Raw genomic sequence first — 21,027 nt, forward strand, 5'->3', positions numbered from 1 at the left:
GTCCCCCGAGACGGGGCGACCCCATCGCCCGCACCACCCAGGAGGCAGCATGAGCACCGTCCCCAAGGCCCGGGGTCTCAGCACCCTGTGGCGCACGAAGTCGGTCGAGTCGTCGCTCGCCGACTCGACGGGGCCCGAGAACGGGCTGAAGCGCTCGCTCGGCGTCACCGACCTGACCCTCATGGGCATCGCCGTCGCGGTCGGGGCCGGCATCTTCTCGGTGGGCGCCAACGCCGCCGCGAACTTCGCGGGCCCGGGCGTGACGCTGTCGTTCATCCTCGCGGCCGTCACCTGCGGCCTGGCGATCATGTGCTACGCCGAGTTCGCCTCGACCATCCCCGTCGCGGGCAGCGCGTACACCTTCACCTACGCCACCCTCGGCGAGTTCCTGGCCTGGATCATCGGGTGGGACCTCATCCTCGAGACCCTCACCGGGGCGGCCGTGCTGGCCAAGTACTGGGGCATCTACCTCAGCACCGTGTTCTCCGGCTTCGGTCTCGACGTGCCCGACACCCTGTCGATCGGGCCGCTCGAGCTGAGCTGGGCGCCGTTCGTCATCGTCGCGTTCTTCACCGTGCTGCTCGTCCTGGGCACGCAGCTCAGCTCGCGCGTCGGCAGCGTCTTCACCGTGATCAAGGTCGCGATCGTGCTGTTCGTCATCGTCGTCGGCTTCTTCTTCGTCAAGTCGTCGAACTACACGCCCTTCGTCCCGGCGTCGCAGCCCCGCCCGGCCGGCGAGGGAGACGTCTGGACGCAGTCCCTCTTCTCGTTCGTCTCGGGTGCCGAGCCCGCGCAGTACGGCGTCTTCGGCCTGCTCGCCGGCGCCTCGCTCGTCTTCTTCGCATTCATCGGGTTCGACGTCGTCGCGACCAGCGCCGAAGAGGTCAAGAACCCGCAGAAGACCATGCCCCGCGGCATCTTCCTGGGCCTGGCCATCGTCACCGTGCTCTACGTCATGGTGTCCATCGTGCTCACCGGCATGGTGTCGTACCGCGACCTCGCCGCCGTCGAGGCCCCGACCCTGGCCACGGCCTTCGACCTGGTCGGCGTCGGCTGGGCCGCCCAGGTCATCGCCATCGGAGCCCTCATCGGCCTGACGACGGTCATCATGGTGCTGCTGCTCGGCCTCGCCCGCATCGTCTTCTCGATGGCACGCGACGGCCTGCTGCCCCGCTGGCTCGCGAAGACCTCGGCCGTCCGCAAGACGCCCGTGCGCGTCCAGGTCATCGCCGGTGTGCTCGTCGCCCTGATCGCCGGGTTCACCGACGTCGGCGTCCTGGAGGAGATGATCAACATCGGCACGCTGTCGGCCTTCGTGCTGGTCAGCATCGGCGTCATCGTGCTGCGGCGCACCCGGCCCGACCTGCCGCGGGCGTTCCGGGTGCCGCTGTCGCCCGTGCTGCCGATCCTGTCGGCGGTGCTCTGCGTCTGGCTGATGTTCAACCTGACCACGCTCACCTGGGCACGGTTCGCCGTCTGGCTCGTGGTCGGCGTCGTCGTGTACTTCGCCTACGGGCGTCGGCACTCGCGGGTCGGTCTCGGCGAGGACGCCGCCGCCCCGGCACCCGCCGTCGACGCCGGTGGCCGTCCGCACTGAGCGGCACCGCCGACCGACGGAGGACCCCGTCCCGGACGATGTGCATCCCGATCGTTCGGGGGCCGTCGTCGGGGACGGGGTCCTTCGCTGTGTGCCCGGGGTGTGACCGGCGGGGCGTGGCCGGCGGGGCCGGGCCGGGCGCGCCTCCTCGGCCTCAGGAGGCACGGTGCGGCTCAGGAGGCGCGGTGCCGGTCAGGAGGCGCGGCGCGGCGCAGGAGGCGCGGCGCCGGTCAGGAGGCGGGGGGCGTGTCGAGCGCGTCGACGGCGGCGACGACCTCGTCGACCTCGGTGCGGGTCGTGTAGTCGACGTGGACGTCGGCGAAGACGACCTTGCCGTCGCGGTCGACGACGAGGACGGTCGGGAACGGAACGTCGGCGGTCGCGTCGGCGTTGCTGTCGGCGACGTCGAATCCGAGGTCGGAGTGCACCGCACGGGCGGCCGCGACCGGCTCGGTCTGGATGCCCAGGGCCCGGACGAACACGTTGCCCGGGTCGGACAGCACCGGGAACTCGAGGCCGCCGTTCGCGACGGACCGCTCGCTGCCCTCGGGCGTCTGGGGGCTGATCGCGACCAGGGCGACGCCGCGCTCCCGCAGTTCGGGCAGCAGGTCGGCCTGGTAGGTCTTGAGCGTCAGGTTGCAGTACGGGCACCAGGCGCCGCGGTAGAAGACCAGGACGGCCGGGCCCTCACCGACGGTCTCCGACAGCGAGACCTCGTCGCCGGCGGTCGTCACGAGCGTCGCGTCCACGATCGTGTCGCCCACCCGGACGGCGGCCGCGGGGACGCCCGTGTCGCGGAGGGCCGACTGCTCGTCGTCGAAGACCTTCGTGGCCTCCGTGCCGATCTCGGCGGTGAACCCCTCGTTGAACTCGGTCACCTTGTCGGCGATGCGGGTGGGGATGGGGGAGTCGGCGTTCGACATGGGGTCCTCTCGACCGTGACGGGGTGCACCGGGTCCGGGCCGGTCACCTCGATCGAGGGTAGGCGGATGCGCGCCCGGGGGACCGCACGGGGCGGGGTGGTGTTCGCAATCGTCCGGCCGCGGCCCGGCTCGGGACCGGCCGCGCGCTCGTCCTCGACGGCCGCACGGCGCCCCGCACGGGCGTGTTGGCTGGTGCGGTGCAGACCTTCCTCCCCTACGCCGACTTCCGTGCCAGCGCCGAGGTGCTCGACGACAAACGGCTCGGCAAGCAGCGGGTCGAGACGCTCCAGGTCATGCGGGCGCTCGTCGTGCCCGGCTACGGCTGGCAGAGCCATCCGGTCACCGCGATGTGGCGGGGGTACCGGCCGGCGCTGATGGCCTACCAGGTCGAGACCTGCGCGGCCTGGGTCGCTCGGGGCTTCGCCGACACCTGCCTGGACAAGACGCTGGCCACCCTCGACGAGGTCCCCGCCGACGCGGCGGCGTTCCGCGCGGACGAGTTCGAGCTGCCTCCGTGGTTCGGTCGGGAGGACGTCCACCGCTCGCACCGGTCGAAGCTGCTGGCGAAGGCACCCGAGGCCTACGCCGCGGCGTTCGGCGACGAACCCGCCGACCTGGACTACGTCTGGCCCGTGCCGACCTCGGGCGACGCGTCGCGGTGACCGCGCGGGGTCACCGGGTGGGGTGACCGGGCGGGGTGACCGGGCGGGGTCAGGCGGCGCGCGGTGACCGGACGGGGTGATCGGGCGGGGTCAGGCGGCGCGCGGTGACCGGGCGGGGTGACCGGCGGGGTCAGGCCGCGCGCGCCTCCAGCAGGTCGAGGGCGGCGACGATCTCGTCGACCTCGGTCCGCGTCGTGTAGTCGGTGTGGACGTCGGCGAAGACGACGACCCCGTCGTGGTCGATGACGAGCACGGTGGGGAAGGGGATGTCGCCCGTCGCGTCGGCGTTGCTGTCGGCGACGTCGAACCCGAGCTGGGTGTGGACGGTGCGGGCGTCGGCGCTCGGTTCGGTGCGGATGCCGAGCGCGCCGCTCAGCACGTTGCCCGGGTCGGACAGCACGGGGAACTCGAGGCTGCCGTTCGTCACCGACGCCTCGGAGCCCTCGGGGGTCTGCGGGCTGATCGCGACGAGCGCGACGCCGCGCTCCCGCAGGCGCGGCAGCAGCTCGGCCTGGTAGGTCTTCAGCGTCAGGTTGCAGTACGGGCACCAGGCGCCGCGGTAGAAGACGAGCACGGCGGGCCCCTCGCCGACGGTCTCGGCGAGCGAGACCTCGGTGCCCTGGGGCGTCAGCAGCGTCGCCTCGACGACCGTGTCGCCGGGTCGCACGGCGTCGTCGGGTACGCCGGCCTCGCGCAGGGTGCTCTGCTCGTCGTCGAAGACCTTCGAGAAGTCGGGGCCGATCTGCGCGGTGAAGCCCTCGTTGAACTCGGTCACCTGCTCGGCGATGGTGGTGGGAGCAGGGGTGCTGGCGGTGCTGCGGGTGTCGTTGCTGGTGCTGGTGCTGGTGCTGGTGCTGGTGCTGTTGCCGGTGTCGGTGGTGGTGCGGGTGTCGGTGGTGTCGCTGTTCGACATGGTCGTCCTCTCACGCTGACGGGCTCGCCGGGTACGGCCGTCGGGTGTCGCCGATCGTAGGCACGTCGCCTCGGACCGACGCTGAGCCGCGTCACGGGGCGTCACACGCGGCCTGCTGCTCGGGCGCTCGGACCCTGTCCTGCCGATCGACCCTGCATCCCGGCGCTGCTCGGCCGCCGACCCAAGCCGCCACGATGTAAACATCCCGCCACACGATTGCGTGGCGGGATGTTTACATCGTGGCGGCGTGGCGGCGTGGCGGCGTGGCGGCCTGCCGGCGTGGCGGTCGGGCAGGCGACCGTCAGCTCTGGCAGTGAGGGCACCAGTAGGTGTCGCGCAGCTCGAGTTCGCTCTCGCCGAGCTCGCCCCTCTTGATCTTGGTGCCGCAGCGCAGGCACGGTTTGCCCGCCCGGCCGTAGACCCAGTCGGTCGTGCCGCGGAGGTTGCCGGTCGTCGTGCGGTCGACGCGGTCTTTGTTGGCCTGGATCAGCCGGTGCGCGAGGTCGATCATCTTGGGTCGGTTCTCGACCTCGCCGACGGGACGGGTCGGGAGCACGCCCCTCAGGAAGCAGAGCTCGTTGCGGTACACGTTGCCGACACCCGCCAGCACCCGCTGGTCGAGCAGGGCGAGCCCGACCTCGCGGGACGGGTCGGCCTCGAGGTTGGCGAGGGCGCGCGCGGCGTCCCAGTCGGGGCCGAGGAGGTCGGGGCCGAGGTACGAGACCACGCTGTCGTCGTCGTCGCGGGCCACGAGCTCGACGATGCCGAGGTCGAACCCGACGGCGACCCAGTCGGCGGTCTCGAGCACGACGCGCGCCTGGTAGGCCGGACGTCTCCACTTCGTGCCGTGCCGGTAGACGTGCCACGAGCCCTCCATCTTGAGGTGCGTGTGCAGCGTCAGGTCGCCGATGTGGTGCAGCAGGTGCTTGCCGCGGGCGATCACGTCGTCGATCACCTCACCGCTGAGGTCGACGGTCGCGAACGCCGGCACCCGGAAGTCGCTGGCGGTGAGCGTCTGGCCGTGCAGGACCGCGTCGAGGTTCTTGGCGGCGCGGTAGACGGTGTCTCCTTCGGGCATCGGTCAGGCCCTCAGCCGGATGCCGCTCGGCGTCGGTGCGAATCCCGCGTCGCGCAGGGCGTCGCCGAGCGCGGTGCCCAGCACGAACTCGCCGTCGACCCGTTCGACCGCGAGCTTGCCGATGCGGTTGCGCACGGTGGCGGCCAGCGAACCCGCGGCCAGGGCGAGCTCGCGCTCGTCCGGCTCACCGAAGGTCAGCACCGTCTTGCCGCCGCGCTCCACGTAGACGACGAGCCGCCCGTCGACGAGCACCACGAGCGAACCGGCCTTGCGCCCCGGGCGGTGACCGGACTTCTTCTTGCCGCCCGCGCCTCCTGGGGTGTCGCTCGTCGCACGGTCGTCGCCCCCTGAGGAGGCGCGGGTCGAGCCGGCGGCGGAGCCCGCCTCGGCGCGCTCCCCGGCTCCGGTCGCCGTGGTCGCCGCCGCCGCGGTGGCGGCTCGTGCCGCCGCGCTCGCCACGGCCGCGGCCTCGTCGGCGGAGGCGCCGTCGAGCGTCTGCCCGGGCCAGGGCAGGGCCGCCCCGTAGGGGTTCGCCGGGTCGGTGGCGGCCAGGGTCACCACGGGTACGTCGCGCTGACGACCCGCGGCGACGAGGGTGTCGTCGTCGCGGCGGTCGCCCTCGTCGCGCACGAACGACCGCAGGCGGTCGACCGTGGGCCCGGTCGCGAACTGGGCCGCCCCGAGGCCCTCGACGAAGTAGCCCCGTCGGGCCCGCCCCGTCTCTTCGAAGCCGCTGAGCACCTTGTAGGCCGTCGAGAAGCCGCCGCGGACGCCCTCGTTGACGACCGCGCCGCGGGTGACGACGCCGTGCCGTTCGAGGAGGATCTCGGCCGTCGCGGCGGCACGCACGGTGCCGTCGGGTTCGGCCAGCGGCAGCAGCGACCAGCGGCCGCCGACGGTGGGCGGGCCCGCCTGTCGAGGCATGGCGACCCGGCCGCGGCTGCGGTACGACGAGCGCGACCGCGTCGGGGTGCGCGGCCTCGGCGTGCGTCCGCCGCCCACCTGGGTGCGCAGGGGCGCGAACGTGTCGTTGGTGATCTGCCCGGCCCAGACGAGCTGCCAGATCGCGGTGACCAGGGCGTCGTCGTCGGTGCTGCCCACGGCGTCCGACAACTGGCGGAAGAAGTACGCCCCGCCACCGGCCAGGGCCGCCAGCACCTCGCGTTGCAGGTCGTCGGTCTCGGCTCCGGACGGCTCGGGCAGGGTGACCTGGGCGCCGTCGGCGAGGTGCAGGCTGACCCAGCCGTCGTTGCCGGGCAGGGTGCCGGTGCCGGACCAGATGACGTCGCCGGTGGCCGTGAGCTCGTCGAGCATCGACGGGTTGTAGTCGGTCACGCGCGCCGGCAGGATCAGGGACTCCCAGGCCGAGGCGGGCAGCGAGACCCCGCTGAGCTGGTCGACGACCTGCACGACGCCGTCGAGGCCGCGCAGCCCCGACCCCTTGAGCCCGGTGGCGACGTGCTGCCAGGCGGGCAGGAAACGCCCGAGCGTCTCGGGGGCGACGGGCTCGACCTCGTGCCGGAGCGCGGCCAGCGACTTGCCGCGCAGTCGGCGCAGCACCTCGGAGTCGCACCACTCGCTGCCCTGCTGCCGGGGGCGGAACTCGCCCTCGACGACGCGACGCTGGGTGGCGAGCTTCCGCAGGGTGTCCATCACGACGGCGGTGCCGAGGCCGAGACGGTCGGCCACCATGGCGGGAGTGAAGGGGCCGTGGGTGCGGGCGAACCGACCGATGAGGTCGCCCAGCGGGTCGTCGACCGGTTCGACGAAGGCGGTCGGCACGCCGATCGGCAGAGCGACGCCGAGGGCGTCCCGGAGGCGCGAGGCGTCCTCGATGCCGGCCCAGCGCACCGTGCCGGCGTGGGTGAAGCGCAGGACGCGGTTCGACCAGGCGAGGTCGGTCAGGGCGGTCTCGAGCGCGCGGTGGGCGTCGTCGCGGGCGGCCACGTCGCCGGCGACGAGGGTCGCCGCGAGCCAGCTGCGGTCGATGATCTCGTCGGTGGTCAGCGGGCCGAGCAGACGCAACAGGTCGACGACACCCTCGATGTCGCGGGCCCGGCGGTCGGGGGCGAGGCGCTGCAGTTCGAGCTCGTGCTGGTCGATGACGTCGGCGTCGAGCAGCTCGCGCAGCTCGGCCCGGCCGAGCAGCTCTTGCAACAGGCTCGAGTCGAGCGACAGGGCGGCCGCACGACGCTCGGCGAGCGGCGAGTCGCCCTCGTACATGAAGGCCGCGACGTAGCCGAAGAGCAGCGACCGGGCGAAGGGCGAGGGCACCTCGGTCTCGGTCTCGACGATGCGCACGGTGCGGCTGGCGAGGTCGCGGGTGAGGCTCATCAGGGCCGGCAGGTCGTAGACGTCCTGCAGCACCTCGCGCACGGCCTCGAGCACGATCGGGAACTGCGGGTACTTGCGGGCCACGTCGAGCAGCTGCGACGAGCGCTGACGCTGCTGCCAGAGCGGCGACCGCTTGCCGGGGTTGTACCGGGGCAGCAGCAGGGCCCGGGCGGCGCACTCGCGGAAGCGTGACGAGAACAGGGCGGAGCCGCCGACCTCTTCGGTGACGATCTCGTCGAGGTCGTCGAGCTCGAACGAGAACAGCTCGGCCCCGGGAGGCTCGGCGTCGGTGTCGGGGATGCGTACGACGATGCCGTCGTCGGCAGCCATGGCCCCGCCGTCGACCCCGAGCTGGTCGCGGATGCGGGCCGAGACCGCCAGTGCCCACGGCGCGTGCACCTGCATGCCGTAGGGGGAGTGCAGGATGAGGCGCCAGTCGCCGAGCTCGTCGCGGAAGCGCTCGACCACGAGGGTGGTGTCGGTCGGCACGTACGACGTGGCGGCCTTCTGCTCGCCGAGGAACGCGATGAGGTTGCGTGCCGCCCGCTCGTCGAGCCCACCGGCGGCGACGCGCGTGGTGGCGTCGGCCTCGCTCGAGTTCGACAGCTCGCGGACGTAGCCGCCGATGGCCTTGCCGAGCTCGGCCGGGCGGCCGATGCCGTCGCCCTTCCAGAAGGGGACGCGACCGGGCTGGCCGTAGGCGGGCGAGACGAGCACGCGGTCGTGCGTGATGTCCTCGATGCGCCAGCTCGTGGCCCCGAGGGCGAACACGTCGCCGACCCGGGACTCGTAGACCATCTCTTCGTCGAGTTCGCCGACGCGGGCGGCCTTCTCGCCGACCATGAAGACGCCGAACAGTCCCCGGTCGGGGATGGTGCCCCCGCTCGTCACCGCGAGGCGTTGGGCCCCGGGGCGCCCGGTCAGGGTGCCGTGCACGCGGTCCCAGACGATGCGGGGTCGCAGCTCGGCGAACTCGTCGGAGGGGTACTTGCCGCTGAGCAGGTCGAGGGTGGCGTCGAAGGCGGAGCGCGGCAGGGTGGCGAAGGGGGCGCTGCGGCGCACGGTGTCGAACCAGGCGTCGGCGTCGAGTTCGTCGAGCGCGACGGCCGCGACGGTCTGCTGGGCCAGCACGTCGAGCGGGTTGGTCGGCACGCGCAGCTCTTCGATGAGCCCGGCGACCATGCGCTCGGCGGCGACGGCGGAGTGGATCAGGTCGGCCCGGTGCTTGGGGAACAGGACGCCGCGGGAGGTCTCGCCGACCTGGTGCCCGGCACGGCCGACGCGTTGCAGGCCGCTGGCGACCGACGGCGGCGACTCGACCTGGATGACCAGGTCGACCGCACCCATGTCGATGCCGAGCTCGAGCGAGCTCGTGGCGACGACACAGCGCAGTCGGCCGCTCTTGAGGTCGTCCTCGATGAGGGCGCGTTGGTCTTTCGACACCGAGCCGTGGTGGGCCCGGGCGAGCAGGGGATCGCTGCCGGCGGTCTGCCCCGAACCGCCCATGAGCTGGGCCGGCGCCCCGCCGCCGACGGCCGGGTTGCGCTGCGCGGCGGGTGCCGGGGCGAAGGGGTCGACGGCGTCGGCGGCCGCGTCGTCGCCGACCGGGCCGGCGGTGACCAGCTGGCCCCGCGCCTCCTCGGTGGCACGCTCGGCGGCCTCGAGGTCGCCGCCCTGGCGTTCGATCCAGATGTCGTTGAGGCGAGCCGTGAGGCGTTCGGCCAGGCGGCGCGAGTTCGAGAAGACGATGGTCGAGCGGTGCGCGGCGATCAGGTCGACGATGCCCTCTTCGACGTGGGGCCAGATGGAGCCCTGCGGCGCGGCGCCGGCGGCCGAGCCCTCGAGTGGGGCGGCGGTGCCGAGCTCGGTCATGTCGTCGACCGGGACGACGACCCGCAGGTCGAACTTCTTGTCGGCGCGGGGGTTGACGATGGTGACCGGTGCCGGGCCGGCGAGGAACCGCGCGACCTCTTCGGGCGGGCGGACGGTCGCGCTGAGCCCGATGCGCTGGGCGGGTTTCTCGAGCAGGGCGTCGAGGCGCTCGAGCGAGAGGGCCAGGTGGGCACCGCGCTTCGTCGAGGCGACGGCGTGGACCTCGTCGATGATGACCGTCTGCACGCCCTTGAGGGTCTCGCGCGCTTGCGACGTGAGCATGAGGTAGAGCGACTCGGGGGTCGTGATGAGGATGTCGGTCGGCGTGCGGGCGAGACGGCCGCGGTCGCTCGAACTCGTGTCGCCGGAGCGCACGCCCACCGTGATGTCGGGAGCCTCGGTGCCCAGGCGTCGAGCGGTCTGGGTGATGCCCACCAGCGGTGAACGGAGGTTGCGTTCGACGTCGACGCCGAGCGCCTTGAGCGGCGAGATGTAGAGGACCCGGGTGCGGTGCAGCTTCTCGTCGGGCGGGGGTGACGAGGCCAACGAGTCGATCGACCAGAGGAACGACGCGAGCGTCTTGCCCGACCCGGTCGGCGCGATGACGAGGGCGTGGTCGCCCTGGCTGATGGCCGTCCAGGCGCCTTCTTGAGCCCTGGTCGGCGCGGCGAACGCCCCCCGGAACCACTCACGGGTCGCGGGGGAGAAGCGGTCGAGCACGTCGGTCATCGTTGCCATCCTGCTCTGCACCACCGACATTCCGCCGAGACGTCACGACGTGCCGCTCACGACCGGAGGGGCGAGGCGGGTCGTGACGTCTCGCCGACCGTGTCGGTCGCCCCGGCTACGGTGGGCGCATGCCGAACCTGCTCCACCTCGACTCGTCCGCCGACCTCACGACGAGCCGCTCACGCGCGATCACCGCGGCGTTCGCCGACGCCTGGCGCGACCTCGGCGCCGACCACACGGTCACCCGGCGCGACCTGCACGTCGACCCGCTGCCCCACCTGAGCGACAGCTCGTTGCACTGGCCGCCGCGGCTCCGGCAGCCGGGCGACGCCCCCGATCCCGCCCACGAGGCCCTGCAGCAGGCCCTGATCGCCGAGCTCGTCGCCGCCGACGTCGTCCTGATCGGTGCCCCGCTCTACAACTACTCGCTGCCCTCGACGCTCAAGGCCTGGGTCGACAACGTCCACCTGCCCGGCGTCACCGCGCCCTTCGACGGCGACGACCAGCAGCCGATGCTCGGACGACCCGCGGTCGTGGTGACCAGCCGCGGCGGCGCCTACGACGACGGCACGCCCACGGCCGGCTGGGACCACGCCACCCCGGTCCTCGAGATCGTCCTGGGGGCCACGCTCGGCATGCGCGTCGAGACGATCGCCACGAACCTCACGCTCAGCGACCGGCTGCCGATGCCCGAGGCCGCCCGCGAGCGAGCGACGCGCGAACTGCGAGAGGCGAAGGAGGCGGCGGTCGCCTCGGCTCGTCGCCTCGGGTGACCGTGTCGTCGCGTCGACGAGGCGGTCGTCGGGCCGGGGCCGCACGCCGCGTGAAGTCGGTCGTCGCGCGCGTGTTCGGCATGCTGGCCGCGGCTCTCGCGATCGTCGGGCTCGTCCGGCTCCTGCAGGGGCAGGCCGGGTTCGGGGCGGCGTTCCTCTTCGCGGCGTTCGTCTCGGTCGTCGTCGCCTACGCGCTGGTCCGCAGCGTGAACGCGTCGCGCCGCTGAGCCCTCGCAGTCTGGGCGGGTCGACGTGCGGCGTGGCTAGGCTCGACGGCATGCAGAGCCGCACCCTCGGAACCCGTTCACCCTTCCTCGCCGACCGTCCTGTCTCGGTCATCGGTCTCGGCACCTGGCAGCTCGGTGCCGACTGGGGCGACGTCAGCGAGAGCGACGCGCTCGACGTGCTGGGCGCCTCCGTCGAGTCCGGGGTGACCTTCTTCGACACCGCCGACGTGTACGGCGACGGGCGCAGCGAGCAGATCATCGGGCGCTTCCGTGCGTCGAACCCCGACGTGCCCCTCACGGTCGCGACGAAGATGGGCCGTCGGCTCGACCAGGTGCCGTCGAACTACGTCCGCGACAACTTCGTGGCGTGGACCGACCGCTCGCGTCGCAACCTCGGCGTCGACACGCTCGACCTGGTGCAGCTGCACTGCCCGCCCACCCCCGTCTTCGAGAGCGATGCGGTCTACGACGCCCTCGACGAGCTGGTCGAGAACGGTGCGATCCGTGCCTACGGCGTCAGCGTCGAGGAGACCGCCCAGGCCCTGACCGCCATCGCCCGACCGAACCTCGCGACCGTGCAGATCATCTTCAACGCGTTCCGTCTCAAGCCCCTCGACGAGGTGCTGCCGGCCGCACGACGGGCCGGCGTCGGCATCATCGCGCGCGTCCCCCTCGCCAGCGGACTGCTGTCGGGCAAGTACACGACCGAGACGACGTTCGCCGAGAACGACCACCGCACGTACAACCGTCACGGCGAGGCCTTCGACCAGGGCGAGACCTTCAGCGGTGTCGACTTCGAGCAGGGCGTCGCCGCCGCGCAGGAGTTCGCCGCGGCCGTCCCCGACGGCGTCACCGTGCCGCAGGCCGCCCTCGCCTGGATCGTCGAGCAGCCGGGCGTCAGCACGGTCATCCCGGGAGCGCGCAACGTCGCGCAGGCCACGGCGAACGCCGCGGCCGGCAGCGTCGGCGAGCTCGACGACGGGCTCGACAGCGAGGTCGTCCGCATCTACGACCAGTACTTCCGCGAGGCCGTCCACCCCCGCTGGTAGAGCGGGTGCCGGCGGGCCGGCCCGGGGTCAGCGCCCGCGCGGTGCCGACACGAGTCGGCCCAGCAGTGCGACGCCCGACCCGATGAGCAGCCCGCCGACGACGTCGGACGTCCAGTGCGCCCCCACGTGGAGGCGCGACCACGAGACCGCACCGGCCAGCGGCAACAGGGCTGCCGCGGCTCCCGGCGACTCGATCGCGACGCCCGTCACGAAGCCGGCGGCGCAGGCCGCGTGGCCGGACGGGAACGACGCGGACAGCGGCTGGCTGCGCAGACGTCGCTCGATCGGGACGTCGTCGATCAGGGGCCGGTTGCCGCCGAAGATGCGCTTGCCGACGATGTTCGCCATGGCACTGGCGAAACCGAGCGACAGGGTGCCCCGCACCGCGGCACGACGCTGGCCGACGAGGGCGAGTCCTGCGGCGACCGCGGCCCACAACAGTCCGTGGTCGGCGAAGTGGCTGAGGCGGCTGAGGTTGCGGTCGACGACCGGCACTCCCCTGACCGAGTTGATGCGTTTCGCGGCCCGTCGGTCGGCGCGCAGCACCCAGGCGGGCAGGACCTGACGGGGAGTCTCGGAAGGCAGTGGCAGCAGGGGCACGCGACCACCGTATCTTTCCCCGGGGGTGGTGCCGCGCCTCCTCGGTTCCTCTCGTCGCTCCGCGCCGCCGACGTCACCCCCGACCGGGGTACAAGCTGGGCCGGCGCGCCCACTCCGCCGCGTACACCGGGGGCATGGCAGACAACATGTACACCCCGCAGAACCCCGTCACCCAGTACCCCCAGCCTCCGTTCGAGCACCAGCAGCAGAGCGCTCCCGGCGACGTCCACGCCATGAAGCCAGAGCCCGACCACGGCGAGACCAGCTACGTCGGCAGCGGTCGCCTCGCCGGTCGCAAGGCCCTCGTCACCGGTGCCGACAGCGGCATCGGCCGCGCGACGGCCATCGCCTTCGCCCGCGAGGGTGCCGACGTCGCGCTGAGCTACCTCGCCGAGGAGCAGTCCCAGGCCGAGGAGGTCGCCGCACTCGTCCGCGAGGCCGGTCGCACCGCCGTGCTGTTGCCCGGCGACCTGCAGGTCGAGCAGACCAACGTCGACGTCGTCGAGAAGACGGTCGCCGAGCTCGGCGGCCTCGACATCCTGGCGATCATCGCCGGCGTCATGCCGACCGTCAGCAGCATCGACGACTTCGAGACCGAGACGCTCGACCACGTCCTCAAGGCCAACATCTACCCGCTGTTCTGGTTGACCAAGGCCGCCTCGACGCACCTGAAGCCGGGGGCCTCGATCATCACGACCTCGTCGATCCAGGGCTTCCAGCCCTCGCCCGACCTCGCCGAGTACGCCGTGTCGAAGGCCGGCATCGCCAACTGGACCCGCGCCATGGCCCAGCAGCTGGCCGAACGCGGCATCCGCGTCAACGGCGTCGCGCCCGGCCCCGTCTGGACGCCGCTGCAGCCCGCCTTCGTGCCGAACGAGAAGATCGAGAGCTTCGGCTCGGAGGCCGCCTACGGCCGCCCGGGCCAGGCCGTCGAGCTCGCCCCGTCGTTCGTCTTCCTGGCGAGCCAGGAGTCGAGCTACATCAGCGGCGAGACCATCGCCGTGACGGGTGGCACGCCGATCCACTGATCACCCTCCGCCCTCGAGGACGCCGTCGAGTGGACGGGGCCCCGCGACGCCACGCGGTGCCCCGTTCGCTGGGCGGCGTCCTCGCGCGCGAGGCTGGCGAGGCGGGCGAGGTGACCGCCCAGTCCGCACCGGCGGGCGTGGGTCTACCCGGCCCGCACCGGCGGGCGTGGTCCACACGGCCCGCACCTGCGGGGCAGGTCCGACAGGCCCGCATCGCCCGGCCCGTCCGTGCCCGGCTCAGGGGTGCCGCACGCCCTCGCCCGCGATCACGGCCCGGTACCCCTCGCGGAAGGTCGGGTACTCGAAGGTGAATCCCGTGCCGCGTAGTCGTGCGTTCGACAACCGCTTGTCGCCGCCCGCCTGACGACCCCGAGGAGGCGCGCTCGGCGGCACGGGCGACCCCAGTTCGTCGGCCACGAACGCCAGCACGTCGTCGAGCCTCGACGGCTCGTCGTCGACCCCCACGTACAGGACGTCGGTCGGCGCCGAGGTGGTGGTGAGGTGCACGATCGCGGCCGCCGCGTCGTCACGGTGGATGCGGTTCGTGTGGGGAGAGCTGCCGGCCGGCTCGGCCAGCCGCGCTTCTCCGTCGCGCACCTGGGTGATCAGTCGCTCCCGGCCCGGGCCGTAGATGCCGCCGAGGCGCAGGACGATGCCGTCGGGACGACGTGCGTGCAGCAGGGCCTCGGCCTCGAGGATGACCTCGGCCGTGGGGGAGGCCCCGGTCGCCGGGGTGGTCTCGTCGACGACGCTGCCGTCGTCGACGTCGTACACGGCGGTCGACGAGACGAACAGCACCCGGGCGTCGGAGGCCCCCGCCTCGTCGAGCGCGTCGAGGACGTTCCGCAGGCCGTCGACGTAGGACGCCCGGTAGGTGTCGACGTCGCGGGACCCGGCCGAGAGGGCGACGACGACGATCTCGGTGTCGGCGGGCAGCGTGGGCCGGGTGGCGCCGAGGTCGATCGACACGCCGTCGATCGACGCGGGCAGCTTCTCGGCCGAGCGACGAAGCCCGAGGACGTGGTGCCCCAGGGCGGCGAAGCGCAGGGCCGCCTCGGTGCCGAGGTCGCCGCAGCCGGCGAGGACGACGGTCATCGGCTCGCCTCGTCAGGCGAGGGCGTCGACTCGGACGCGAAGCGGTCGGTCGCCGCGATGAGCGCGTCGAGGATGCCCGGCTCGTCGAACGAGTGGCCGGCGTCGTCGACCAGGACGAACTCGGCGTCGGGCAGGGCGGCGTGCAGGTCGAAGGCCGTCGTCGCCGGTGTGCACAGGTCGTAGCGGCCCTGCACGATCACCGTCGGAATGTGCGAGACGAGGTGTGCGTCGCGGATCAGCTGGCCCTCGTCGAGGAAGCCGCGGTGGACGAAGTAGTGGTTCTCGATGCGGGCGAAGGCCAGCGCGAACGCCGGGTCGGAGTACCGCTCGACCAGGTCGGGGCGGGGCAGCAGGGTGATCGCCGAGGCCTCCCACGACGACCAGGCCACGGCGGCGGGCCCGTGGACGGCAGGGTCGGGATCGGCGAGGAGTCGCGCATAGGCCTCGATCAGCCCGCCGGGGCGCCGCTCGTCGGGGGGCACCGGGGCGAGGTAGCCCTGCCACCGGTCGGGCAGGACGTTCGACGCCGCGCCCTCGTAGAACCAGTCGAGCTCGCTCTGGCGCAGGGTGAAGATGCCGCGCAGCACGAGCTCGGTGACGCGGTCGGGGTGGGTCTCGGCGTAGGCGAGCGCGAGGGTCGAGCCCCACGAGCCGCCGAACACCTGCCAGCGGTCGATGCCCAGGTGCTCGCGCAGGGTCTCGAGGTCGGCCACGAGGTGGCGGGTCGTGTTCGTCGAGAGGTCGGTGCCGAACGTGCCGGCGTGGGGTGTGCTGCGACCCGCCCCACGTTGGTCGAGCAGCACGATGCGGTACCGGTCGGGGTCGAACAGGCGGCGGTGCGCGGGTGACGACCCGCTGCCGGGCCCGCCGTGCAGGAAGACCACCGGCTTGCCGTCGGGGTCGCCGCATTCTTCCCACCAGACCTGCTGGCCGTCGCCGACGTCGAGCAGGCCGGAGTCGTGGGGTTCGATCTCGGGGTAGAGCTGGCGCATGCGGACGAGCGTAGCCGTGGGAGCCGACACCGGCAGGGGAGGCGCGGCGCCTGGGGGCGACGACCCGCGCCTCCTCGTCCGGGGAGGAGCCGTCGCCCGACGGACGGTCGCGGACGGGCTCAGAGGCGGGCGACGGTCAGGTCGTCCTCGACGCCGTCGAACCAGCGATCGAGCACGGCCCGGAACTCGGGTTCGGCCGGGTCGGCCCGTGCGAACAGGGTCATCGACGAGCGCAGCTTGAGGCCGTCGATCCCGCCCATCAGCTCGCCGGCGCTCGCGGCGTCCGCCCGGGCCGCGACGCCCGCCGCCTCGCGCAGGCGCGGGCCGAGCAGGGGATGGGCGAGGTAGGCCCGCGCCTCGTCGAGCGATCGGATCGCGTAGGTGCGGTCCATGCCGCTGCGGCCGAGGCCGGCGATCTGCGGGAAGACGAACCACATCCAGTGCGAGGTCTTCCGCCCGCGGCGCAGCTCGGCCAGGGCCTGGTCGTGGGTGCCGCTGGCGTCCTGCGCGTCGACGTACCGTCCGAGGTCGAAGGGGTCGCTCATCGCCCCGTTCTACGCGCAGCGGGTCGTGCCGTCTCCCCCCTGGCGCGGAGGCCGAGGACGGCGCTACCCTGGTCGGCTGCCCTGCCGGGCGGCGGACCACGTCCCCGCCTCGACCCCGGAGCCCCCGTGACCGACATCGTGATCGACGAGATCGTCGTGCCCGACACCCTCGAGCCCCGTTCCGACGCCGGAGCCGACGCCGATGCCGGCCACGACGCCGACGCCGACGCCGACCGCGCCGACCGCGCTGGCCACACCGCACGCGTCGCCGCCTACGTCGAGGCCATCGGCCTCGAGAACGCCGTCCAGGCCGAGGTGCTCGGCTTCGGCGACCTAGACTTCGGCCCGGCCGAACAGCTGCCGCAGTGGCACGACCGGTTCTCGCCGCGGCGGCTGTTCGTGGTGCGGTCCGGTGGTCGCATCGTCGGCCAGGCCACCTACGAGACGCTCGCCGACCCGACCGTCACGACCTGCTGGCTCTGGGTCGCCGTCGACGCCGAGCACCGCCGCCGGGGGCTCGGCACGGCCCTGCTCGACCAGGTCGAGGCCGTCGCCCGCGCGGCGGGCAGGACCGACGCGATCTCCTTCGTCGCGTCCGGCCAGGGCTCGCGCCCCGACCCGGGCGACCGCCTCGAGGCCTCGACCGGTCACGGATGGGTGCCCCGCGCCTCCTCGGAGGTCCGGTTCGCGCTCTCGCGCGGCTACGCGCTCGGCCAGGTCGAGCGCATCAGCCGCCTGCCCCTGCCGGTCGACGAGGAGGCGCTGGCCGCGATCCGCTCCGAGGCGCTCGCCGCGGCGGGGGACGAGTACCGCGTCCACACCTGGTCCGGCCCCACGCCTCCGCGCTGGCGGTCCGACGTCGCGGCGATGGCGACCGCGTTGAGCACCGACGCACCGATGGGTGACGTGCCGGAGCCCGAGGACGTCTGGACCGTCGACCGCCTGGTCGAGGCCGAGCAGCGACGCGCCGCGAGCGGGCGGGCCTCGCTGACCGCGGCGGCCGAGCACGTGCCGACCGGCCGACTCGTCGCGTGCTCCGACCTCGCGGTGCCCGACGACGCGTCGCGGCCCGCGATGCAGCAGATGACCCTCGTGCGGCGTGAGCACCGCGGGCACCGGCTGGGCTGGCTCGTCAAGGTCGCCAACCTCGACCGACTGATCGCGGAGAAGCCGGGACGCCCGTCCGTGCTGACCTTCAACGCCGAGGAGAACCGGCCCATGCTCGCGGTCAACGAGGCCGTCGGGTTCGTGCCGATCGGCGTCGAGGGAGTGTGGCACCGGCTGCTGTGAGGCGGGAGGCGGGCCTGCCGGTCGGTCGTGCCCGAGACGGGTCAGGCGACGAAGTCGGCGCTGACCTCGGCGGTGACCTCGATGTCGTCCGGGTGCAGGTCGAACGTCACGGGGCCGCCCGACGAGAACGTCGCGACGGCACGGGCCAGGCCGAACGGGCTGCCCCCACCGGGAGCGCCGGGCCGCAACCCCGGCTCGAAGACCGACTGCAGCGTCGGCCGACCGAGCCCGAGCGCCCCGGCGTAGTCGCCGGCCCGGGTGACCGCGTCGGCGATCGCAGCGACCCGCACGGCCTTCTCGACCTCGGGCCGACGGTCGTGGCTGAGCGACCACTCGATCCATTCGACGGTGACGCCCGGCTCGACGGCGACCTCGCCCACCCACGACGCCAACCGGTCGAAGTCGCTGAACCGCACGTCGACGGCGGCCCGGGTGCGGAACCGCACCACCGAGGAGGCGCGGGTCGCGTCGGCCCCGTCGCCCCGGTCGGTCGTCGCCTCGGTCTCGACCGAGACCGTGACGCTCTGTGCGCTCCACCAGGTGGCGGCCTCCTGGCGGCGCCAGGCCGTGGCCTGTTCGGTGAGGCGGGAGTGCACCGCGGCGGTGTCGCGGACGACCGCCTCGCGGTCGTCGCCGTCGAAGCCCACGGTGAGGTGGACGACGCCGCGCTCGGCACGGTGGCGGTGGGTGGCGGAACCGGACACCGAGAGCGTCGCCATCGCGCGCCTCCTTCGTTCGTCGGGTGGTGCGGGGCCGGGCGGAGCCCGTGGTCAGTCGGCGGAGCCGACCTCGCCGGCCACCACGGAGGCGCCGCCGTCGACCACGGGCGCGGCGGTGACGCGACCGATGAACGCGTTGAGGTCGTCGAGTTCTTCTTGCGAGATGCCGTGGGCCAGCCCGGGGTAGACGGTCTGCTCGGCGTCGGCGTGCGTCTCGAGCCAGGCGGACGTGCGCTCGACGGCGTCGGCCGGGATGACCTGGTCGACGTCGCCGCGACCGTAGAAGACGGCGGGGCGGGCGGCCGTGACGGCGTCGTCGCGTGCGGCCGCGCGCTCGAGCGTGGCGTTGTCGCCCGCGGCGGGGACCACGAACCCCGCGAGCACGGCCGCGAACGCGAACCGCTCGGGCGCGTGACGGAGCAGCTGCAGCGAGAGCGACCCGCCCTGCGAGAACCCGAGCAGGCTGACGGACGGATGGTGCGCCCCGAGCGAGTCGAGCCAGGCGAGCACGGCCTCGGCCGCGTCGTCGACGGCGCCCGTGTCGGGCGCACCGGGAGTCGACAGCGGGTACCACGAGAACCCGTCGCCGTGGGGCAGTGGTGCCCGCAGCGACGCGACCACGAACTGCTGCGGCAGGTAGGGGGCGAGCGCGATCAGGTCGCCCTCGTGCGAGCCCACGCCGTGCAGCAACACGAGCAGGGGACGCCCGTCACGCTCGGCCTCGACGGCGGACCACTGGACGAGGGACGGGTCGATCTGCACCATGGGCCGAGCCTAGCGACGGGTGCCGACATCGGGGCCGGTGCTGTTCGCCCGTAGCGTCACGTCACGCGATCGGGCCCCCGAGCCGGTAAGAATGGCCCATGAGCTCCGTGCGGACACCCGACCCCGACCCCAATCCCGGCTGGCTCTCGGAGGACGAGCTCTTCCAGGCGCGTCAGCACCTGCCGATCCTCTACGTCGAGGCCGTGCCCGTGCGGACCGACGGCCTCGGGGTCGTGACCGAGGTCGGGGTGCTGCTCCGCGCCTCCGACGAGGGGTCGATCTCGCGCATGCTCGTGTCGGGCCGGGTGATGTACGGCGAGAGCCTGCGCACCGCGCTGTTCCGCCACCTCGAGAAAGACCTGGGGCCGATGGCCTTCCCCCAGCTGCCGCCGTCTCCGGTGCCGTTCCAGGTCGCCGAGTACTTCCCGCTGCCCGGTTCCTCGGTCTACACCGACCCGCGTCAGCACGCGGTGTCGCTCGCGTACGTGGTGCCCGTCACGGGCACGTGCGACCCGCGGCAGGACGCCCTCGAGCTCACCTGGCTGACGCCGCACCAGGCCGCCTCCGACGAGGTCGCCGCCGAGATGGAGGGCGGGCGCGGCACCCTGCTGCGCAGCGCCCTCGCCTCCGTCGGCGCCCTGCACTAGCGGCGCTCGCAACACCCCCGACGCGGCGTGACACCCTCGGATCGCGGGGTGTCTCGCCGGTTCGGGGGTGTCGCCCAGCGCCTCTCCACAGGCGAGGAGGCGCGGGCCCCGTCCCTGACGGCGCTCGGCCAGGCTGGACCGATGCGCGACACGTCAGGCCTGCTCATCCGTCGGTCCCGGCTCGTCGACGACGGCGTGGATGCCTCGTCCATCGAGCGGGACGCGCGACGTGGCCTCGCGGTGAGGCTCGCCGCCGGCGTGTACGTCCGGACGGACGACTGGCGGTCGCTCGGCCCGGCGTCGCAGCACACCGCCCGCGTGCACGCGGTGCTGCCCCGGCTCGGACCGGACGCCGTCGTCTCCCACGAGTCCGCCCTCGCCGTCCGGGGGTTTCCGCTGCTGGGCGAGTGGCCTCGAAGGGTGCACGTCGTGGCACGTCAGCGCGCTCGCGACAAGGTGACCGGATCCGTCCACCAGCACGCGGCGCCCCTCGGCGACGGCGAGATCGACACGGTCGACGGGTTGCCGGTGGTGGGTGCCGCCCGCGCGGCAGTCGACAGCGTGCGCCGGCGCGACCTGCGCGGGGCGACCGTCGTGCTCGACCACGGGCTGCACGCGGGCGCGTACGACCGGTCCGAGCTCGAGGCCGCCCTGGCCGCACGGCCCGGGGTGCCCGGGCGTCGTCGGGCGGCGGTCGCCGTCGCGTTCGCCGATGGGCGGTCCGAGTCACCGGGTGAGTCGTTGAGCCGGGCGGGCATGAGGGCCGCCGGGCTCACGGGGCCCGAGTTGCAGGCCCGGTTCCCGGTGACGGGCCCCCTCATCGGCTTCGTGGACTTCTGGTGGCCGCAGTTCGGCATCATCGGCGAGTTCGACGGCGAGGTGAAGTACCGCGACGAACGGATGCGGGCCGGGCGCAGCCCCGAGCAGGTCGTGATCGACGAGAAGCGGCGCGAGGACGATCTGCGGGCGCTGCCCGGCGTGCGCACCGTCGTCCGATGGACCTGGGGTGACGCCCTGCGCGCCGAGCCCATGGTGCGTGCTCTCGCGCGCGCCGGGGTGCGCTGAAGGTGCTGGCAGCGCAACACCCCCGAACCGGGGGGGGGCCCCCCGCCCCCCGGGGGGGGGGGCCCGGGGGGGGGGGGGGGGGGGGGGGGGGGGGGGGCCCCCCCCCCGCGCCCCCCCCCCCCGG

General features: G+C 73.4%; 19 protein-coding genes. 9 read left to right on the top strand and 10 right to left on the bottom strand.

Going from position 1 to position 21,027, the window contains the following annotated elements:
- The first annotated feature begins 49 nt into the window (after positions 1–49).
- Entirely contained in the window at positions 50–1,597 is a 1,548-nt protein-coding gene (locus tag ACVJ1F_RS10610) for an APC family permease (RefSeq protein ID WP_456886079.1), read from the top strand.
- 230 nt (positions 1,598–1,827) lie between these two features.
- On the opposite strand, the gene ACVJ1F_RS10615 is transcribed toward ACVJ1F_RS10610, so the two are convergent.
- Positions 1,828–2,520: a peroxiredoxin-like family protein gene (locus ACVJ1F_RS10615; RefSeq protein WP_456886081.1), complete on the bottom strand. Its 693-nt coding sequence runs from the start codon at positions 2,518–2,520 to the stop codon at positions 1,828–1,830.
- 197 nt (positions 2,521–2,717) lie between these two features.
- On the opposite strand from ACVJ1F_RS10615, the gene ACVJ1F_RS10620 reads away from it, so the two are divergent.
- Entirely contained in the window at positions 2,718–3,182 is a 465-nt protein-coding gene (locus ACVJ1F_RS10620) for an MSMEG_6728 family protein (RefSeq protein WP_173153596.1), read from the top strand.
- A gap of 130 nt (positions 3,183–3,312) precedes the next feature.
- Here the strand turns inward: ACVJ1F_RS10620 and ACVJ1F_RS10625 are convergent, their stop codons facing one another.
- The 3 genes from ACVJ1F_RS10625 to ACVJ1F_RS10635 all read right to left on the bottom strand — a co-directional run bounded on the left by ACVJ1F_RS10625 (position 3,313) and on the right by ACVJ1F_RS10635 (position 10,108).
- Positions 3,313–4,095, bottom strand: coding sequence for a peroxiredoxin-like family protein (locus ACVJ1F_RS10625; protein ID WP_456886083.1), 783 nt, complete (start codon positions 4,093–4,095; stop codon positions 3,313–3,315).
- A gap of 301 nt (positions 4,096–4,396) precedes the next feature.
- The gene (locus ACVJ1F_RS10630) at positions 4,397–5,173 is read right to left on the bottom strand and encodes an Fpg/Nei family DNA glycosylase (protein ID WP_123571347.1); all 777 of its coding nucleotides are present in this window, start codon (positions 5,171–5,173) and stop codon (positions 4,397–4,399) included.
- A gap of 3 nt (positions 5,174–5,176) precedes the next feature.
- Complete coding sequence (locus tag ACVJ1F_RS10635) at positions 5,177–10,108, bottom strand: Lhr family ATP-dependent helicase (RefSeq protein WP_056043783.1); 4,932 nt, start codon at positions 10,106–10,108, stop codon at positions 5,177–5,179.
- A 128-nt stretch (positions 10,109–10,236) separates the two neighbouring features.
- On the opposite strand from ACVJ1F_RS10635, the gene ACVJ1F_RS10640 reads away from it, so the two are divergent.
- Genes ACVJ1F_RS10640 through ACVJ1F_RS10650 form a run of 3 tightly spaced genes read left to right on the top strand, consistent with a single transcriptional unit; the run spans position 10,237 to position 12,157 of the window.
- Positions 10,237–10,881 carry an FMN-dependent NADH-azoreductase gene (locus ACVJ1F_RS10640; protein WP_123571490.1) on the top strand — a complete coding sequence of 215 codons (645 nt, stop codon included), beginning with the start codon at positions 10,237–10,239 and terminating at the stop codon, positions 10,879–10,881.
- A 50-nt stretch (positions 10,882–10,931) separates the two neighbouring features.
- A complete protein-coding gene (locus ACVJ1F_RS10645; RefSeq protein ID WP_157485182.1) occupies positions 10,932–11,108 on the top strand; it encodes a hypothetical protein in 177 nt (58 codons plus the stop codon).
- A 50-nt stretch (positions 11,109–11,158) separates the two neighbouring features.
- Complete coding sequence (locus ACVJ1F_RS10650; protein WP_056043777.1) at positions 11,159–12,157, top strand: aldo/keto reductase; 999 nt, start codon at positions 11,159–11,161, stop codon at positions 12,155–12,157.
- A gap of 27 nt (positions 12,158–12,184) precedes the next feature.
- On the opposite strand, the gene ACVJ1F_RS10655 is transcribed toward ACVJ1F_RS10650, so the two are convergent.
- Complete coding sequence (locus tag ACVJ1F_RS10655) at positions 12,185–12,757, bottom strand: phosphatase PAP2 family protein (protein WP_056043774.1); 573 nt, start codon at positions 12,755–12,757, stop codon at positions 12,185–12,187.
- Positions 12,758–12,891: 134 nt separating this feature from the next.
- Between ACVJ1F_RS10655 and ACVJ1F_RS10660 the strand changes: the two genes are divergently transcribed.
- Positions 12,892–13,785 carry an SDR family oxidoreductase gene (locus ACVJ1F_RS10660; protein WP_123571344.1) on the top strand — a complete coding sequence of 298 codons (894 nt, stop codon included), beginning with the start codon at positions 12,892–12,894 and terminating at the stop codon, positions 13,783–13,785.
- 237 nt (positions 13,786–14,022) lie between these two features.
- Here the strand turns inward: ACVJ1F_RS10660 and ACVJ1F_RS10665 are convergent, their stop codons facing one another.
- From ACVJ1F_RS10665 to ACVJ1F_RS10675, 3 genes are all read right to left on the bottom strand, one after another.
- A complete protein-coding gene (locus ACVJ1F_RS10665; RefSeq protein ID WP_456886087.1) occupies positions 14,023–14,880 on the bottom strand; it encodes an NAD-dependent epimerase/dehydratase family protein in 858 nt (285 codons plus the stop codon).
- Positions 14,877–15,872, bottom strand: coding sequence for a prolyl aminopeptidase (gene pip, locus ACVJ1F_RS10670; RefSeq protein WP_456886089.1), 996 nt, complete (start codon positions 15,870–15,872; stop codon positions 14,877–14,879). Before pip ends, ACVJ1F_RS10665 begins: the two co-directional genes overlap by 4 nt.
- 119 nt (positions 15,873–15,991) lie before the next feature.
- Positions 15,992–16,417, bottom strand: a complete 426-nt coding sequence (locus tag ACVJ1F_RS10675) for a DUF1810 domain-containing protein (RefSeq protein ID WP_456886091.1) — start codon at positions 16,415–16,417, stop codon at positions 15,992–15,994.
- 126 nt (positions 16,418–16,543) lie between these two features.
- On the opposite strand from ACVJ1F_RS10675, the gene ACVJ1F_RS10680 reads away from it, so the two are divergent.
- The gene (locus ACVJ1F_RS10680) at positions 16,544–17,707 is read left to right on the top strand and encodes a GNAT family N-acetyltransferase (protein ID WP_456886093.1); all 1,164 of its coding nucleotides are present in this window, start codon (positions 16,544–16,546) and stop codon (positions 17,705–17,707) included.
- Positions 17,708–17,748: 41 nt separating this feature from the next.
- Here ACVJ1F_RS10680 and ACVJ1F_RS10685 read toward each other — a convergent pair whose 3' ends face one another.
- Both ACVJ1F_RS10685 and ACVJ1F_RS10690 read right to left on the bottom strand, forming a co-directional pair.
- Positions 17,749–18,426, bottom strand: a complete 678-nt coding sequence (locus ACVJ1F_RS10685) for an SIMPL domain-containing protein (protein WP_456886095.1) — start codon at positions 18,424–18,426, stop codon at positions 17,749–17,751.
- A 51-nt stretch (positions 18,427–18,477) separates the two neighbouring features.
- Positions 18,478–19,191, bottom strand: a complete 714-nt coding sequence (locus tag ACVJ1F_RS10690) for an alpha/beta hydrolase (protein WP_456886097.1) — start codon at positions 19,189–19,191, stop codon at positions 18,478–18,480.
- A 98-nt stretch (positions 19,192–19,289) separates the two neighbouring features.
- Between ACVJ1F_RS10690 and ACVJ1F_RS10695 the strand changes: the two genes are divergently transcribed.
- Together ACVJ1F_RS10695 and ACVJ1F_RS10700 are read left to right on the top strand one after the other, a co-directional pair.
- On the top strand, positions 19,290–19,838 hold the full coding sequence (locus ACVJ1F_RS10695) for an NUDIX hydrolase family protein (protein WP_056043756.1): 549 nt from the start codon (positions 19,290–19,292) through the stop codon (positions 19,836–19,838).
- A gap of 141 nt (positions 19,839–19,979) precedes the next feature.
- The gene (locus ACVJ1F_RS10700; protein WP_456886099.1) at positions 19,980–20,903 is read left to right on the top strand and encodes a type IV toxin-antitoxin system AbiEi family antitoxin domain-containing protein; all 924 of its coding nucleotides are present in this window, start codon (positions 19,980–19,982) and stop codon (positions 20,901–20,903) included.
- Positions 20,904–21,027 lie beyond the last annotated feature (124 nt).

The organism is Frigoribacterium sp. 2355 (assembly GCF_054060695.1).